This is a genomic window from Klebsiella sp. JN_Kp127, from assembly GCF_040062505.1.
In the GTDB taxonomy this organism is placed as follows: Bacteria; Pseudomonadota; Gammaproteobacteria; order Enterobacterales; family Enterobacteriaceae; genus Klebsiella; species Klebsiella quasipneumoniae.
In genome coordinates, this window is sequence record NZ_JBEAHS010000043.1 from 1 (window position 1) to 16300 (window position 16300).

The 16300-nt window shown below is 57.2% G+C and carries 16 protein-coding genes; 3 read left to right on the forward strand and 13 right to left on the reverse strand.

Translation table 11 applies throughout. From position 1 onward, the window contains the following. Positions 1–84: 84 nt before the first annotated feature. From hemG to pepQ, 4 genes are read right to left on the reverse strand one after another with little or no spacing between them, the layout of a single operon-like run. Positions 85–627, reverse strand: a complete 543-nt coding sequence (hemG, locus tag ABLV04_RS16370) for a menaquinone-dependent protoporphyrinogen IX dehydrogenase (RefSeq protein ID WP_023291587.1) — start codon at positions 625–627, stop codon at positions 85–87. 11 nt (positions 628–638) lie between these two features. Then, positions 639–2090: a Trk system potassium transporter TrkH gene (gene trkH / locus ABLV04_RS16375; RefSeq protein WP_004886724.1), complete on the reverse strand. Its 1452-nt coding sequence runs from the start codon at positions 2088–2090 to the stop codon at positions 639–641. 39 nt (positions 2091–2129) lie between these two features. Further along, positions 2130–2744 (reverse strand): IMPACT family protein, encoded by a 615-nt coding sequence (locus ABLV04_RS16380; RefSeq protein ID WP_109546759.1) that lies wholly within the window; start codon positions 2742–2744, stop codon positions 2130–2132. Next, entirely contained in the window at positions 2744–4075 is a 1332-nt protein-coding gene (gene pepQ, locus ABLV04_RS16385; protein ID WP_032454527.1) for a Xaa-Pro dipeptidase, read from the reverse strand. Before pepQ ends, ABLV04_RS16380 begins: the two co-directional genes overlap by 1 nt. Before the next feature lie 191 nt (positions 4076–4266). On the opposite strand from pepQ, the gene fadB reads away from it, so the two are divergent. Together fadB and fadA are read left to right on the forward strand one after the other, a co-directional pair. Continuing rightward, positions 4267–6456: a fatty acid oxidation complex subunit alpha FadB gene (fadB, locus tag ABLV04_RS16390; protein ID WP_180266332.1), complete on the forward strand. Its 2190-nt coding sequence runs from the start codon at positions 4267–4269 to the stop codon at positions 6454–6456. 9 nt (positions 6457–6465) lie between these two features. Next, positions 6466–7629, forward strand: a complete 1164-nt coding sequence (gene fadA, locus ABLV04_RS16395) for an acetyl-CoA C-acyltransferase FadA (protein ID WP_004886733.1) — start codon at positions 6466–6468, stop codon at positions 7627–7629. Positions 7630–7822: 193 nt separating this feature from the next. Here the strand turns inward: fadA and fre are convergent, their stop codons facing one another. After that, positions 7823–8524 carry an NAD(P)H-flavin reductase gene (gene fre / locus ABLV04_RS16400; protein ID WP_004886735.1) on the reverse strand — a complete coding sequence of 234 codons (702 nt, stop codon included), beginning with the start codon at positions 8522–8524 and terminating at the stop codon, positions 7823–7825. A 49-nt stretch (positions 8525–8573) separates the two neighbouring features. Next, positions 8574–10049, reverse strand: coding sequence for a 4-hydroxy-3-polyprenylbenzoate decarboxylase (ubiD, locus tag ABLV04_RS16405; protein ID WP_023291584.1), 1476 nt, complete (start codon positions 10047–10049; stop codon positions 8574–8576). 178 nt (positions 10050–10227) lie between these two features. On the opposite strand from ubiD, the gene rfaH reads away from it, so the two are divergent. After that, on the forward strand, positions 10228–10716 hold the full coding sequence (gene rfaH, locus ABLV04_RS16410) for a transcription/translation regulatory transformer protein RfaH (protein WP_004886742.1): 489 nt from the start codon (positions 10228–10230) through the stop codon (positions 10714–10716). Here rfaH and tatD read toward each other — a convergent pair. The 7 genes from tatD to ubiE form a co-directional block, all read right to left on the reverse strand. Further along, on the reverse strand, positions 10713–11504 hold the full coding sequence (tatD, locus tag ABLV04_RS16415; protein WP_023291583.1) for a 3'-5' ssDNA/RNA exonuclease TatD: 792 nt from the start codon (positions 11502–11504) through the stop codon (positions 10713–10715). The two genes, rfaH and tatD, sit on opposite strands and share 4 nt — an antisense overlap. Before the next feature lie 43 nt (positions 11505–11547). Beyond that, positions 11548–12327, reverse strand: a complete 780-nt coding sequence (gene tatC / locus ABLV04_RS16420; RefSeq protein ID WP_004886745.1) for a Sec-independent protein translocase subunit TatC — start codon at positions 12325–12327, stop codon at positions 11548–11550. Positions 12328–12329: 2 nt separating this feature from the next. After that, the gene (gene tatB, locus ABLV04_RS16425) at positions 12330–12854 is read right to left on the reverse strand and encodes a Sec-independent protein translocase protein TatB (protein WP_023291582.1); all 525 of its coding nucleotides are present in this window, start codon (positions 12852–12854) and stop codon (positions 12330–12332) included. Positions 12855–12857: 3 nt separating this feature from the next. Continuing rightward, positions 12858–13109: a Sec-independent protein translocase subunit TatA gene (gene tatA / locus ABLV04_RS16430; protein ID WP_002883425.1), complete on the reverse strand. Its 252-nt coding sequence runs from the start codon at positions 13107–13109 to the stop codon at positions 12858–12860. Between the two features lie 129 nt (positions 13110–13238). After that, a complete protein-coding gene (ubiB, locus tag ABLV04_RS16435) occupies positions 13239–14879 on the reverse strand; it encodes a ubiquinone biosynthesis regulatory protein kinase UbiB (RefSeq protein ID WP_032454523.1) in 1641 nt (546 codons plus the stop codon). Beyond that, positions 14876–15481: an SCP2 domain-containing protein gene (locus ABLV04_RS16440; protein ID WP_032454522.1), complete on the reverse strand. Its 606-nt coding sequence runs from the start codon at positions 15479–15481 to the stop codon at positions 14876–14878. Before ABLV04_RS16440 ends, ubiB begins: the two co-directional genes overlap by 4 nt. A gap of 13 nt (positions 15482–15494) precedes the next feature. Continuing rightward, positions 15495–16250, reverse strand: a complete 756-nt coding sequence (gene ubiE, locus ABLV04_RS16445; protein ID WP_023291579.1) for a bifunctional demethylmenaquinone methyltransferase/2-methoxy-6-polyprenyl-1,4-benzoquinol methylase UbiE — start codon at positions 16248–16250, stop codon at positions 15495–15497. Positions 16251–16300: the final 50 nt, after the last annotated feature.

Below are 16300 nucleotides of genomic sequence, written 5' to 3' on the forward strand. Positions count from 1 at the left end.
GCGCATTATAGGGAGTAATTCTGAGGTGACAAGGGGAAATGCAAAAAAACTTTTCGTTCGCTCGCTTTTCCATCAAGACGCTGTTTAAACGCCCTGTTTGCGGATCATTTGCGCGATTTCTCGGGCAAATCGGGAGACCTGTTGCCAGTCGGTATAGACCACTTCTTTACGGGTATCCGTTTCGCCCCCGGTCATTTTCATAATCAGGCGGATCATAAACCGATCGTACCAGCGGTAACGCGGGTAACGTAGCGCCCCGGCAAACACCGCGCAGCTCTGCGGCTGCCACGGCGAGTTGAGCAGAAACTTGCGCGTATAGCTGTTGGTCTGCGGCGTGCGCTTCTCGGGTTTGCGCGCAACCAGGTTCACCGAAAAGAATGCCCCCGGCAGCGCCTGCAATGCTGCAAGGTGCTTTTTCACAAAGCGGTCCACCGCCGGATGAAAGTGTCCGTAGCGAATCGACGCGCCAATCACCACGCGATCATAATGATGCCATTCCACGTCATCGGTACGGTTCAGATTCAGGGTGTCCGCATCGATACCCAGCTCTTTAAGCTCAGAGGCGAGAAACGAAGCGATTTCACGTGTCTGCCCGTCGCGGGTGGAAAAGAGAATTAAAGTTTTCACGAGCACTCCTGTTATTCGCGCCAGAAAGTGGGAGTAAAGAGCACCAGTAAGGTGAACACTTCCAGACGACCAAACAGCATATTAGCAATCAGGATCCATTTCGCGACCGGGTTCATGGTGGCAAAGTTGTCCGCGACGACGCCGAGCCCAGGCCCGAGGTTGTTCAATGTCGCCACCACGGAGGCGAAAGCGGAGAAATCATCCACCCCGGTGGCGATAATAGCCAGCATACTAATGATAAAGACCAGCGCATAGGCGGAGAAGAATCCCCATACCGCTTCCAGAATACGTTCCGGCAGCGCGCGGTTACCTAATTTAATGCTATACACCGCATTCGGGTGAACCAGACGCTTAAGCTCCCGGTTGCCCTGCTTGAACAGCAACAGGATACGGATAACCTTTAAGCCACCGCCCGTGGAGCCTGCGCAGCCGCCGATAAATGCAGAGCACAGCAGAAGCACCGGCAGGAACAGCGGCCAGCGCGCAATGCTATCGGTGGTGAATCCCGCGGTGGTCGCCATCGACACCACCTGGAAAAACGCCTGATTCAGCGTCGTCAGCACCGAGCCGTACACGTTATGAAGCCATAGCACCAGCGTACAGACGATGACCAGCGTCAACTGGACGCCAATGAACATTCGAAACTCAGGGTCGCGCCAGTACACCTTCAGGCTGCGTCCGCTCAACAACGAAAAATGCAGACCGTAGTTACAGCCGGAGATCAGCAGGAAGATGGCAATGATGGAGTTGATCATCGGGCTGTTGAAATAGCCGACGCTGGCATCGTGAGTCGAGAAACCGCCGATGGCGATGGTGGCGAAGCTGTGCCCTATCGCATCGAAGGCCGGCATACCGGCAAACCAGAGCGCCAATGCGCAGGCGACCGTCAGTAACACATAGATGAGCCACAATGTCTTTGCCGTCTCGGCGATGCGCGGGCGCATCTTGTTATCTTTCAGCGGGCCGGGCATTTCCGCACGGTAGAGCTGCATCCCCCCGACGCCGAGGATAGGCAGAATCGCCACCGCCAGCACAATGATCCCCATACCGCCGAACCACTGCAGCATCTGCCGGTAAAAGAGGATAGCGTGCGGGAGCGAGTCCAGCCCCACCAGGGTGGTCGCCCCGGTCGTCGTCAGGCCGGAAAATGACTCGAAGAAGGCATCCGTCACCGTCAGGTTCGGCTGTTCGGCGAAAATGAAGGGCAAGGCCCCTACGCTACCCAGCACGGTCCAGAACAGCACCACGATCAGAAATCCTTCACGGGATTTCAGTTCGCCCTTTTGCTTACGGTTCGGCCACCACAGCATGGAGCCGATCGCCAGAGCGACAAAAAAAGTTTGAGTGAAGGCCCGTCCCGCGCCATCGCGATATATCAGGGCCACTAATCCCGGGACGATCATCGTCCCCGAAAACAAGATGACCAGCAGTCCAACGATTCGGGTTATGGCGCGAAAATGCATCTCTGGCGCTTCCTTTGATAGGCAAAAAAACAGAGGGGATTATTCGTTAATCTTCAGCAATTGCAATGAACCGCGACTAAAATCAGCCAGTTTTGCTGAAAAAGCCGCCACTTCAGCCTGGGGAAGCGCCACGCGCAGCCGAACCGACGCCAGATATTCGCTTTCAACGACGTTGCCGGAAAATTGGGCGAGCAGCGCTTCGACGCCGGCCAGTTGCCCATATTCACATTGCAAAGTATATGCCGTTAACGGCGTCTTGCGCAGTGTCGTCAACTGCGCCAGCGCCTGATGAACACCGCCGCCATAGGCTTTCACCAGGCCGCCGGTGCCCAGCAGGATACCACCGTAGTAACGCACGACGACAGCGGTTATCTCGCCGACGCCGCTTCCCATCAGCTGCGCCAGCATCGGTTTACCCGCCGTTCCCGCCGGTTCGCCATCATCAGAAAACCCAAGCTGTTGCGAATCATCAGGCGGCCCGGCGACCCACGCCACGCAGTGGTGACGGGCATCGGGGTGATCCGCTCTGACGGACTCGACAAAGGCTTTCGCCGCCGCCACGCCTTCGGTATGCGCCAACAACGTGATAAAACGGCTCTTTTTGATCTCCTCAACGACGGAAACGGGCGCCGCCGGGATTAACCAGCTCTCCATTAGGCCAGCTTCAGATCGCGCGTCATATTTTCGATACTGTTTTCGTGAACCACCACGTTATCTTCGATACGGATCCCGCCGAATGGCTTCATGGCGTCAATTTTTTGCCAGTTGAAGTGTTTGCTGAACGGGCCTTCACGCCACGGCGCCAGTAACGACTCGATAAAGTAGATGCCGGGTTCAATGGTCAACACCATACGCGGCTCGATAATACGGGTGCAGCGCAGATACGGGTATTTCGCTGGCGCCGCCAGATGCGTACCGGAGTCGTCTTGCATAAAGCCAGCAACATCATGCACCTGCAGACCCAGCGGATGACCAATCCCGTGCGGCATAAATGGCCCGGTCAGATCGTTTTCCACCATCGCCTCTTCGCTCATGTCAGTGACTAACTGGTGTTTACGCAGCAGTTTCGCAATACGCTGGTGGAACTGGATATGGTAATCGACGTAGCGAGTCCCGGCTTTCATGGTGCTAATCAGCGCCAGCTGCTCGTCGTTAACGTCTTTAATCAGATGGGCGAAATCGTTATCGCCGTGTGCCGCCCAGGTGCGCGTCAGATCCGCAGCATAGCCGTTATATTCCGCACCGGCGTCGAGCAGGAAGCTGCGCATTTCCGCCGGAGCGCGGTGGTCCAGTTTGGTGTAGTGCAGGACAGAAGCATGCTCGTTCAGCGCCACGATGTTGCTGTAAGGCACGTCGGTATCGCGGTGACCGGTTGCGGTAAGATAGGCCTGATTGATATCGAATTCGCTCATCCCGGACTGAAAAGCTTCATAGGCCGCACGATGACCATTCACCGCCGACTTCTGCGCTTCACGCATACAGGCCAGCTCGTAATCGGTTTTGTAAGCCCGGTAGTAATGCAGATAATCGATAACCCCTTTCGGGTTGATCTTATCCGCGGCGATTCCCAGACCCAGCGCGCGCTCCGGCACCGGCCCGATATAACCAATATTTCCGCGAGCGGCAGGCAGTTGGCTGCCGATGCCATCGGCCTTCGGCAGCGCGACTACATCGACCTCTTCGGTCCAGAACGAGGTCGGCAGCGGCTCAACGTTATGCCAGTAATCAACCGGCAGATAGAACCACAGCTTCGGTTTATTCACACCGTCCACCAGCAACCAGCAGTTAGGCACCTGAGTCACCGGCACCCAGGCTTTGAACTGCGGATTGACCTTGAACGGGTACGGATGGTCATCAAGGAAGACGTTAACCAGCTCGCCGGAGTGAATCAGCAGAGCATCCATCTGAAAACGGGACAGGACGTCGCGGGTACGTTCTTGTAGGGTAACAATATGATTTTTATAGAGCGCGGCCAGGGATTCCATCTTTTGTCCTTTGCTTTTATGGGATCGTGATACTCCGCATCTTAGCACATCGACCTGCGTGCGGGTGATTTCCGCCGGATGTGATCCGACCAGCAATTATTTAAAGAGTAATTTGCAATTCTTTAACATAAATTCCACACTCCGTTTCATCTGGTATGACCAGATCATATTGCTGGATTCAGGAGACTGACATGCTCTACAAAGGCGACACCCTGTACCTCGACTGGCTGGAAGATGGCATCGCCGAACTGGTGTTCGATGCCCCAGGTTCGGTCAACAAGCTTGATACCGCAACCGTAGCCAGCCTCGGTCATGCGCTGGACGTACTGGAAAAACAAAACGATCTCAAAGGCCTGATGCTGCGCTCTGAAAAAGCGGCGTTTATCGTCGGCGCGGATATTACGGAATTCCTCTCACTGTTCCTGGTCCCTGAGGAGCAGTTAAGCCAATGGCTGCATTTTGCTAACAGCGTCTTCAACCGTCTGGAAGATCTTCCGATCCCCACTGTCTCCGCCGTCAACGGTTACGCGCTGGGCGGCGGTTGTGAATGCGTCCTGGCGACCGATTATCGCCTGGCGACGCCGGATCTGCGCATTGGTCTGCCGGAAACCAAACTCGGCATTATGCCAGGCTTCGGCGGCTCAGTCCGTTTGCCGCGCCTGCTCGGCGCCGACAGCGCGCTGGAGATCATTGCTGCCGGGAAAGATGTCGGTGCCGATCAAGCGCTGAAAATCGGCCTGGTGGATGGCGTAGTTGCTGCCGACAAACTGCGCGACGGCGCGCTGGCGATCCTGCGCCAGGCGATTCAGGGCGACCTGGACTGGAAAGCGAAACGGCAACCGAAGCTGGAGCCGCTGAAGCTCAGCAAAATTGAAGCGACGATGAGTTTCACCATCGCCAAAGGCATGGTCGCGCAAACCGCCGGGAAGCATTATCCGGCGCCGATCACCGCGGTGAAAACCATTGAAGCCGCCGCGCGTCTTGGTCGTGAAGAGGCCCTGGTGCTGGAAAATAAAAGCTTTGTCCCGCTGGCTCATACCAATGAGGCCCGCGCGCTGGTCGGTATCTTCCTCAACGACCAGTACGTCAAAGCGAAAGCGAAAAAACTGACCAAAGATGTCGAAACGCCGAAGCAGGCCGCCGTCCTGGGCGCGGGCATTATGGGCGGCGGCATCGCTTATCAGTCGGCGTGGAAAGGCGTGCCGGTCATCATGAAGGACATCAACGATAAATCGCTGACGCTCGGCATGACCGAAGCGGCGAAGCTACTGAATAAACAGCTGGAACGCGGCAAAATCGACGGTCTGAAGCTGGCCGGAGTAATAAGCACCATTCAGCCGACGCTGGAGTATAGCGGTTTTGATCGTGTGGACGTGGTCGTTGAAGCGGTGGTGGAAAACCCGAAAGTGAAGAAAGCGGTGCTGGCGGAAACGGAAGATAAAATCCGCCCGGATACCGTGCTGGCGTCCAACACCTCAACGATCCCCATCAGCGAGCTGGCCAGCGTTCTGCAGCGCCCGGAAAACTTCTGCGGCATGCACTTCTTTAACCCGGTGCATCGCATGCCGCTGGTAGAAGTGATCCGCGGCGAAAAAACCTCGGATAAGACCATTGCCAAAGTCGTCGCCTGGGCCAGCAAAATGGGCAAGACGCCAATCGTGGTCAATGATTGTCCCGGTTTCTTCGTCAACCGCGTGCTGTTCCCCTACTTCGCCGGCTTCAGCCAGCTGCTGCGCGACGGGGCGGATTTCCGCAAAGTCGACAAAGTGATGGAGAAACAGTTTGGCTGGCCGATGGGCCCGGCCTATCTGCTGGACGTGGTCGGCATCGACACCGCGCACCATGCTCAGGCGGTCATGGCGGCGGGATTCCCGCAGCGGATGCAGAAAGATTATCGCGACGCCATCGACGCCCTGTTTGACGCCAACCGTTTCGGCCAGAAGAACGGCCTCGGCTTCTGGCGCTATAAAGACGACAGCAAAGGTAAGCCGAAGAAAGAAGAAGATGCTGCCGTCGACAGCCTGCTGGCCGACGTCAGCCAGCCGAAGCGCGATTTCAGCGATGAAGAGATTATCGCCCGCATGATGATCCCGATGGTTAACGAAGTCGTCCGCTGCCTGGAAGAAGGCATTATCGCCAGCCCGGCGGAAGCGGATATGGCGCTGGTATACGGCCTCGGCTTCCCTCCGTTCCACGGCGGCGCCTTCCGCTGGCTGGATACCATCGGCAGCGCGAAGTATCTCGATATGGCGCAGCAGTACCAGCACCTTGGGCCGCTGTATGAAGTCCCTGCCGGTCTGCGTGACAAAGCGCGCCATAACGAAGCGTATTATCCCAAGGTAGAGCCAGCCCGTCCGGTTGGCGCTCTGAAAACGGCTTAAGGAGTCACAATGGAACAGGTTGTCATTGTCGATGCTATTCGCACCCCGATGGGCCGTTCAAAGGGCGGCGCATTTCGCCACGTGCGCGCGGAAGACCTCTCCGCGCACCTGATGCGTAGCCTGCTGTCGCGCAACCCGTCGCTTGAGGCAAGCGCGATAGACGATATCTACTGGGGCTGCGTGCAGCAAACCCTCGAGCAGGGTTTTAACATTGCCCGTAACGCGGCGCTGCTGGCGGAGATCCCGCATTCGGTACCGGCAAACACGGTTAACCGTCTGTGCGGTTCTTCCATGCAGGCGCTGCACGATGCCGCACGCATGATCATGACCGGCGATGCCAGCGTTTGCCTGATTGGCGGCGTGGAGCACATGGGCCATGTGCCGATGAGCCACGGCGTCGATTTCCACCCGGGCCTGAGTCGCAACGTGGCGAAGGCGGCAGGGATGATGGGGCTGACCGCTGAAATGCTGGCGCGTCTGCACGGCATTAGCCGGGAAATGCAGGATCAGTTCGCCGCGCGCTCCCACGCCCGCGCCTGGGCTGCGACCCAGTCCGGCGCATTCAAAGCCGAGATTATCCCCACCGGCGGCCACGATGCCGATGGCGTACTGAAGTCCTTTAACTATGACGAAGTGATCCGCCCGGAAACCACCGTCGAGACGCTGTCTACCCTGAGGCCGGCGTTTGACCCGGTGACCGGTACGGTAACGGCGGGTACCTCTTCCGCCCTTTCCGATGGCGCGGCGGCGATGCTGCTGATGAGCGAAAGTCGCGCCCGCGAACTGGGGCTGAAGCCACGCGCCCGCGTCCGTTCGATGGCGGTGGTCGGCTGCGACCCGTCCATTATGGGCTATGGCCCGGTTCCCGCCTCGAAGCTGGCGCTGAAAAAAGCGGGCTTATCCACCAGCGATATCGACGTCTTTGAAATGAATGAGGCCTTTGCCGCGCAGATCCTGCCGTGCATTAAAGATCTGGGCCTGATGGAGCAGATCGATGAGAAGATCAACCTTAACGGCGGGGCGATCGCGCTCGGTCATCCGCTGGGTTGTTCCGGGGCGCGTATTAGCACCACGTTGATCAATCAGATGGAGCGTAAAGATGCCCAGTTCGGCCTCGCCACCATGTGCATTGGCCTGGGACAAGGGATCGCCACCGTGTTTGAGCGGGTGTAAATTTACAAAAGGGTATCTCACAGCCAATGGCGTCAGAACAAGGCGGCAAGCGAGCGAATCCCGATGAGCTTACTGAAGTAAGTGATTCGGGTGAGCGAGCGCAGCCGACGCAGTTATGACGTCATTGGCGAAGAGAGACAGTTTAGTTGCCGTTCTTCCCGCCTGTCAGGGGCGGGTTTTTTATTTGCAGATATCAGATAAAGGCAAACGCGTCGCCAAACAGGCGATCTTCGCGCGCGCCGCGTTCGTTGCAGAACAGGTCGCGAGCAATCTTGGCCATCTCAAAACGCCCGGCAATATAGATATCGTGATCGGCCAGGGTACCGTAATCCTGCAGCACCGCGGTCAGCACGGTGCCGGAACGCCCACGCCAGCCCTCTTCCGGCTGCTCAACCACCGGCTCAATGCGCAGATTCGGATGTTTGACGCTCAAGGCTTCCAGCTCAGCCAGATCGTACAGATGTTTGGTCTCGCGGCCGCCCCAGTAAATCGCGATATCGCGCTGAGGATTGCGTGACAGCGCGGTCAGCAGAATAGAACGCACATAAGAGAAGCCGGTGCCGCCGGCAATCAAAATCAGCGGGCGGTCTTCATCTTCACGCAGCCAGGCTTCGCCATGCGGGATATCAACCTCAATTTCGCGCTCTTTCAGGATGCGATCCATGACCGCCATCGCGTACAGATTGAGCTCCGAGGCGCCGATATGCAGTTCGATAAATTCCTGTTCCGCCGGCGTGGAGGCCATGGAGAATGGGCGTTTGTCGCGCTCATCCATTACCACCATCAGATACTGGCCAGCGCGGAAAGAGAATGCCGCTTCCGGTACTAATCGAACACGATACACGGTATCGGTAATCGCCTCCACCGAGGTCACTTTACAGCTTAAGGTTGTCATGCGTCCCCTCTGTCGGGTCTATAGAGCAAAACAGCGGCGTTAGCCCCGCTTACTGTTGTTTAAAGATGGCCAGATCATCCCAGATGGCGTCAATGCGCGCCGTGACGGCAGGATCTTTTTTGATTGGGCGACCCCATTCACGCTGGGTTTCGCCAGGCCATTTATTGGTGGCATCCAGCCCCATTTTTGAACCCAGGCCGGAAACCGGCGAGGCAAAATCCAGATAATCAATTGGCGTATTCTCTACCAGTACCGTATCACGAGCTGGGTCCATACGGGTAGTGATCGCCCAAATCACATCGTTCCAGTCGCGAGCGTTGACATCGTCATCGCAGACAATCACGAATTTGGTGTACATAAACTGGCGCAGGAACGACCAGACGCCCATCATCACGCGCTTGGCATGGCCTGCATACTGTTTTTTCATCGTCACCACCGCCAGGCGGTAGGAGCACCCTTCCGGCGGCAGATAGAAATCGACGATTTCCGGAAACTGTTTTTGCAGGATCGGGACGAAGACTTCATTCAGCGCCACGCCCAGCACCGCAGGCTCATCCGGCGGACGGCCGGTATAGGTCGAATGATAAATGGCGTCTTCACGTTGGGTAATATGGGTGACCGTAAACACCGGGAACTGGTCTACTTCATTGTAGTAGCCGGTATGGTCGCCATACGGACCTTCCGGCGCCATCTCCCCGGCCTCGATATAACCTTCCAGCACAATCTCTGCGCTGGCAGGCACTTCAAGATCGTTCGAGACGCATTTCACCACTTCGGTTTTGGTGCCGCGCAGCAGCCCGGCAAAGGCATATTCCGACAAAGTATCCGGCACCGGGGTCACCGCGCCAAGAATGGTCGCTGGGTCGGCGCCGAGCGCCACAGAAACCGGGAAGCGTTCGCCCGGACGCGCCGCGCTCCACTCCTGGAAATCCAGTGCGCCGCCGCGATGAGACAGCCAGCGCATAATCAGTTTGTTTTTGCCAATCAGCTGCTGGCGATAAATCCCCAGGTTCTGCCGCTCTTTGTGCGGCCCGCGGGTCACCGTCAGCCCCCAGGTGATCAGCGGCGCGGCATCGTCCGGCCAGCAGGTCATAATCGGGATTTTCCTCAGGTCGACGTCATCGCCCTGGATGATTTTTTGCTGGCAGGGTGCGCCGCGCAGACGTTTGGTCGGCATATTCAGCACTTGCTTAAACTGCGGCAGCTTATCAAACAGATCGCGGAAACCTTTGGGCGGCTCAGGCTCTTTCAGAAAGGCTAACAGCTTACCCACCTCGCGCAGCGAACTGACGTCCTCCTGACCCATCCCCAGCGCCACGCGCCGCGGCGTGCCGAACAGGTTGCACAGCACCGGCATGGTATAGCCTTTCGGATTCTCAAACAGCAACGCCGGACCGCCAGCGCGCAGGGTGCGGTCGGCAATTTCGGTGATTTCCAGGTGGGGATCGACCGGCAGAGTGATACGTTTTAGTTCGCCCTGTTGTTCCAGGAGTGTCAGAAAGTCGCGAAGATCGTGATATTTCATGAAAGTGTTATTGACCTCTCTACAGGCGGCTAATTATACGGTGTTCAACGGCGAGATGCTGTAATTTTGTTAAATTAGCGTGAAAGAACGCTGAAATTTGGATTTCAATTATAATGGCTTTCGCGATTACACCAGCCATTTGTTATGCTTGCCGTTATTAGAAGTGGAATGAGTCATTATGCAAGCCTGGTACTTACTGTATTGCAAACGTGGGCAGCTACAACGAGCCCAGGAACATCTGGAACGTCAGTCAGTTAACTGCCTGATGCCGACGATTGCGCTGGAAAAAATCATTCGCGGTAAACGCACCATGGTCAGCGAACCGCTGTTTCCGAACTACCTGTTTATTGAGTTCGATCCAGAGGTGATTCATACCACCACCATCAGCGCCACACGCGGGGTTAACAACTTCGTGCGCTTTGGCGCCCTACCCGCTATCGTCCCCTCGGCGGTCATCCATCAGCTCTCTATCTATAAACCGGAAGGCATCACCGACCCGGAAACGCCGCATGAAGGCGATAGCGTACTGATCACCGACGGCGCGTTCGAAGGCTTACAGGCTATCTTTACCGAGCCGGACGGTGAAGCACGCTCTATGTTGCTGTTAAACCTGCTGAATAAGCAAGTCCTGCAAAGCGTAAAAAACACCGATTTCCAGAAAATCTAAGCGCCGATAACGTCGACGCCAAACAGCGCTCTGACGTTTGCGTCCGTTTGCGCCTCAAGCCACTGCGCCTCCTCGCCGCGCCAGGCCGCGACGCTGGCCAGGATATGCGGCAAATACGCGGGCTCGTTACGACGCGAGGCGGGTTTCGGCTTGAGGTCGCGCGGCAGCAGATAGGGCGCATCGGTCTCCAGCAGCAGACGTTCCGCCGGGATCGCCGGCAGTAGCTCTCGCAGCTCGAGCCCGCGCCGCTCATCGCACACCCAACCGGTAATGCCGATAAACAGCCCCAGATCCAGACATTCCTGCACCTCGCTGCGGCTGCCGGTAAAGCAGTGCAGCACCGCGCCCGGGATCTTCCCAAGCCAGGGTTTAAGTAGCGTCAGAAACCGGTCGTGGGCGTCGCGGCAGTGTAAAAACACCGGCATCGACAGCTCGGCGGCCAGCGCCAGTTGGGCGCTGAATGCCGCCTCCTGCTCCTGCGGCGTGGAGAAATTACGATTAAAATCCAGACCACATTCCCCTATCGCCACCACCTGCGGCTCGCGGGCAAGGACATAAATCGCCTCGGCGACCGCTGGCGTCCAGCTGCTGCCGTCATGGGGATGAACCCCCGCCGTGGACCAGCAGCCGGCGTAATGGCTCGCCATTCTCTGCGCCTGCTGGCTCTCCGGCAAATTTGTGCCGGTCAGCAGCATGCCGTGGACACCCGCCGACCGGGCGCGCGCCACCACCTCATCATGGTCGCGGGCAAACTGCGGACTGGTTAGATTAACGCCGATATCAAACATGATCGCTCCATATGACAACCGCCCTGACGGGCGGTTGGCGGTATTACTCTTCTCTGTGCTCAGCGGCTTCAGCTTCGGCCGCGGCATCGTCATCGCGCGTCAGGCGCTTCCCGGTGTAGAAGCGGGCGAAGAACACCCCGACTTCAAACAGACAGTACATCGGAATGGCCAGCAGCGTCTGCGAGAACACGTCCGGCGGCGTCAGCAGCATGCCCACCACGAAGGCGCCCACCAGCACATACGGCCGTTTTTTGCGCAGCTCTTCCGGCGTAGTGACGCCCATCCAGCAGAGCAGCACAATGGCGACCGGCACCTCAAAAGAGACCCCGAACGCCATAAACAGCGCCATCACGAAGTCGAGATAGCTGCGGATATCGGTCGAGACCAGCACCCCCTCCGGGGCAGCATGGGTCAGAAAGCCGAACGCCAGCGGAAACACGACAAAATACGCGAAAGCCATGCCGATATAGAACAGCAGCGTGCTGGAGACCAGCAAGGGCACCACCAGCCGGCGCTCGTGCTTATACAGCGCCGGCGCGACGAAGGCCCATACCTGATACAGAATAATCGGCACCGACAGGATCACCGACACCATAAAGGTCAGCTTTATCGGCGTAAAGAAAGGTGAAGCGACATCGGTGGCGATCATCGTCGCGCCTACCGGCATCTTGCTGATAAGCGGGGCCGAGACCAGCTGATAGATATCATTGGCGAAATAGACCAGCGCCAGGAAGATCACCAGGATAGCAATGATGCTGTTGAGCAGACGCTTGCGCAGCTCAATCAGATGCGAAATTAGCGGTTGTGTATCGTCTACGCCCATGTTTACGGTTTATCACTCGATGCGGGGGAAGAATGGGGGGCAGCCGCCGTAGCGGATGTTTTCTCTGCCGGTGAAGCGGGTTGCTCGTCGGCCACGGGCTCCGGCGCATGAACCGGAGCGCTGGCCTGATGTTCGGCCGTCGCCGGCGTGACGTCCTGCCGCTGCGCTTCGCTGCCTTTCACCACCGGATTATGGATGGTATTCGCTTCGTCGCTGGCCTTTTCCGGATCGTGGGCGCTATAGGAGCGCTTCATCGACTCCGCGGCCTCGCGCAGCTCGTCCATGGAGGCTTTCAGCTCCGGCGTCAGGTTATTCAGGCTGGCCTTTTCCACCTTCTTGAGGCTCTCCTGGAACTCCTGCAGTTTTAGCTCCTGAGCCAGCTCATTCTGCACCGTGGTCGCCAGCGACCGTAGCGTACGGATCCAGCCAACCACCGTTTTAACCGCGACGGGAAGCCGCTGTGGCCCCAGAACAATGAGGCCAATTACAAACACCAGCAGTAGTTCACTAAAACCAATATCGAACACGAGTTACACCTGCTCTTTGTCGTGGCGTTTTGTCTCGTCTTTTTTTGCATCATCCTGTTTGTCGGCGATAGTTTTCGCCGTGAAATCTGCGTCTGGCGCCGACTTTTCGGGTTTATCATCATCACTCATGGCTTTTTTAAAGCCTTTGATGGATGCCCCTAAGTCTGACCCCAGTGAGCTCAGCTTCTTCGTCCCGAAAAGCAGAACTACGATGACGACAACAATTAATAACTGCCAAATACTGATACCACCCATACACGTTCCCCTATGACAGATGATGAATTATGTGGACGCATTATACACGCCATCCTGCCAGCCGCCTCGCCGTCAGGCCACCGGCATGATTTTGCGCAAATAAGCCTGCGTCATGAAGTGGCGAACCGATCAGCGGGTTTTTCGCCAGCCAATCAGCCAGGTCACGACACCGCCGGCCATCAGCCAGCCGGGCATCATTCCCCACTCAGGGCGATGGATAAAGAGCAGCGTACCACTGAGCAATAAAACCGCGCCTATACCAAACAGATAACGGGATTGGCCCTGGCGCACATGACGCACATGCATATCCCGCACGATAGTATCGACGCTGGTCTGCAGCTGTTTGCTCTGCTGCAGGCTCTGATACACCAGCTCAGGTATTTCAGGCATTCTTTCGATCCAGAACGGCGCTTTGTCTTTAAACGCGCGCACCAGCGCCGGAATACCGACCTGATCTTTGATCCACGACTCAAGGAAAGGCTTCGCCGTTTTCCACAAGTCTAACTGAGGATAGAGCTGCCGGCCTACCCCTTCTACGTAAAGTAATGTCTTCTGTAGCAAAACAAGCTGCGGCTGGACTTCCATATTGAAGCGCCGCGCGGTGTTGAACAGATTAAGCAGCACGTGGCCGAAGGAGATCTCCGCCAGCGGCTTCTCAAAGATGGGCTCGCAGACCGTGCGGATCGCGAACTCAAACTCTTCGACATTGGTGTCCGGCGGAACCCAACCGGAGTCGACGTGCAGTTCGGCAACCTTACGATAATCGCGGTTGAAAAAGGCGATAAAGTTTTCCGCCAGATAGCGCTTATCTTCTTTGTTCAGCGAGCCGACAATGCCGCAATCGATGCCGATATACTGCGGATCTTCCGGGTGCTCGTAGCTGACGAATATGTTGCCAGGGTGCATATCAGCATGGAAAAAACTGTCGCGGAACACCTGGGTGAAGAAGACCTGCACGCCCCGCTCCGCCAGCAACTGCAGGTTGGTTCCCTGAGCCTCCAGCGCCTCGACGTCGGACACCGGAATGCCGTAGATGCGCTCCATCACCATCATGCTTTCGCTGCAGTAGTCGGGGTACACTTCCGGCACATACAGCATCGGGCTGTCTTCGAAATTACGCCGCAGCTGAATGGCGTTAGCGGATTCCCGCAGCAGGTTCAGCTCGTCCAGCAGCGTTTTTTCATACTCACGAACCACCTCCTGCGGGCGCAGACGGCGGCCGTCAGGCAGCAGACGCGGCACCCAGCGCGCCAGGCGGTAGATGAGCTTCATGTCCGCTTTAATGATCGGCAAAATATCCGGACGGATAACCTTGATCACCACCTCTTTGCCGTTCTCTTTCAGACGCGCGGTATGCACCTGGGCGATAGACGCCGAGGCTAACGGCTCAACGGAGAAATCATCAAACCAGGCCTCCACCGGCAGGCCACCCATCGCTTTCTCTATCTGCTGCTGCGCGAGCTTCCCGTCAAAGGGCGCCACGCGGTCCTGCAACAGCGCCAGCTGATCGGCAATATGCGGCGGAAAGAGATCCCGCCGCGTGGAAAGCATCTGGCCGAATTTAATCCACACCGGCCCCAGCTCCTGAAGCGCCAGCCGCAGACGGGCGCCAAGGGGTTGATCCTGATGGCGGTTTGGCATCCAGAACAGCATCCGCCGCCAGATACGCAGCGGCAGCGTGATCCGCATTTTGGGGATGAGCTCATCGAGCCCGTAGCTCAAAAAGGTGTGGACGATGAAATACAGGCGCCGTAATTCTCCTGGCGTCATTTGCCCTCCAGCGTTTCCAGCCGTTTTTCCAGTGCGGCCAGCGCGCGTTCAATAGCCGTTGTCTCTTCAGCAAACCAGGCCAGCTCCAGCGGCCCCGGCGCCAGGCGCCACTCTTCAGTGATCGCTTCCGCGACATAGCGCTGCTGGCGCTGCGCCCCTTTCAGTAAAAACTGAGCGCCGCCGCGGAGAACTTTACCGACGCCTTCGGCCACGATGTCGCCGGTGTAAGGCGCCAGCAGTTCAGCGGGATCGAACTCCGCCAGATCGCACAGGGTGACCATGTTCTGCACCACCTGCAGATCGCCCTGCACTTCCAGCTCGCCGCTGCGGATAAGCGCCGTGAGCTGCTGACGGTTGCGCAGTTTTGGCAGTACGCTGAGCCGGGTAATCACGGTGCAGTCGGCCTCTCCCTCCCAGGCGCTCAGGACATCAACCTGGCGTTCGCTGAACACCAGCACCACGGGCGTGGAGAAGTCCTGCAGCTGTACCCGCAATACCTTGCCCAGCAGGCGCTGGCGGGCGGGTTTTAGCGCTTTGTCGCGCCAGAGGAAAGTATTCAGCGCCGTTTCAATGCCAGCGGTCACCAGGGGTGTGAAAGGCATAGCGTCCCTCCTGTCAGAACTTGTAACCGCGATGCAAAGCAACGATACCTGCCGTCAGGTTGTAGTAGTCCACGCTTTCGAAGCCTGCATCCTGCATCATCCCTTTCAGGGATTCCTGGTCCGGATGCATACGGATCGACTCCGCCAGGTAGCGATAGCTGTCGCCGTCTTTTGCCACCAGCTCGCCCACCTTCGGCAGGATATGGAAGGAGTAAGCGTCGTAGGCTTTGCTCAGCGGTTCAATAATGGGTTTAGAAAACTCCAGCACCAGCAGACGTCCGCCCGGCTTCAGCACGCGGTACATCGAACGCAGCGCTTTCTCTTTGTCGGTCACATTACGCAGACCGAAAGAGATGGTGATGCAGTCAAAGGTATTATCAGCAAACGGCAGGGCTTCCGCGTTGGCCTGAACATACTCAACGTTACCTACGATGCCGATATTGCGCAGCTTTTCGCGGCCCATTTTGAGCATAGAATCATTGATATCAGCAAGCATAACGCGGCCGGTTTCCCCTACCAGACGGGAAAACTTAGCCGTCAAATCACCGGTACCCCCCGCCAGATCCAGCACGGTCTGCCCGCGACGTACACCGCTGCAGTCGATGGTGAAACGCTTCCACAAACGATGGATACCAAACGACATTAAGTCATTCATCACATCATACTTTGCGGCGACAGAATGGAATACATGCGCCACCATGTCCGCTTTCTGCTCTTTAGCGACCGTCTGAAAGCCAAAGTGCGTCGTTTCTTGTGAATCCTCAACCATCTTTATGCCTGCTTGCTTTTCAAGAAAATGTTCACTGAGTGTATCAGACT

Bases quoted from the DNA above. Each gene is read 5' to 3' on its own strand.
- ABLV04_RS16440 (WP_032454522.1), bottom strand. From the start codon at position 15,481: ATGCCTTTCACACCCCTGGTGACCGCTGGCATTGAAACGGCGCTGAAT.
- fadA (WP_004886733.1), top strand. From the start codon at position 6,466: ATGGAACAGGTTGTCATTGTCGATGCTATTCGCACCCCGATGGGCCGT.
- tatA (WP_002883425.1), bottom strand. From the start codon at position 13,109: ATGGGTGGTATCAGTATTTGGCAGTTATTAATTGTTGTCGTCATCGTA.
- trkH (WP_004886724.1), bottom strand. From the start codon at position 2,090: ATGCATTTTCGCGCCATAACCCGAATCGTTGGACTGCTGGTCATCTTG.
- ABLV04_RS16380 (WP_109546759.1), bottom strand. From the start codon at position 2,744: ATGGAGAGCTGGTTAATCCCGGCGGCGCCCGTTTCCGTCGTTGAGGAG.
- fre (WP_004886735.1), bottom strand. From the start codon at position 8,524: ATGACAACCTTAAGCTGTAAAGTGACCTCGGTGGAGGCGATTACCGAT.
- pepQ (WP_032454527.1), bottom strand. From the start codon at position 4,075: ATGGAATCCCTGGCCGCGCTCTATAAAAATCATATTGTTACCCTACAA.
- tatC (WP_004886745.1), bottom strand. From the start codon at position 12,327: ATGGGCGTAGACGATACACAACCGCTAATTTCGCATCTGATTGAGCTG.
- rfaH (WP_004886742.1), top strand. From the start codon at position 10,228: ATGCAAGCCTGGTACTTACTGTATTGCAAACGTGGGCAGCTACAACGA.
- tatD (WP_023291583.1), bottom strand. From the start codon at position 11,504: ATGTTTGATATCGGCGTTAATCTAACCAGTCCGCAGTTTGCCCGCGAC.
- fadB (WP_180266332.1), top strand. From the start codon at position 4,267: ATGCTCTACAAAGGCGACACCCTGTACCTCGACTGGCTGGAAGATGGC.
- ubiE (WP_023291579.1), bottom strand. From the start codon at position 16,250: ATGGTTGAGGATTCACAAGAAACGACGCACTTTGGCTTTCAGACGGTC.
- ubiD (WP_023291584.1), bottom strand. From the start codon at position 10,049: ATGAAATATCACGATCTTCGCGACTTTCTGACACTCCTGGAACAACAG.
- ubiB (WP_032454523.1), bottom strand. From the start codon at position 14,879: ATGACGCCAGGAGAATTACGGCGCCTGTATTTCATCGTCCACACCTTT.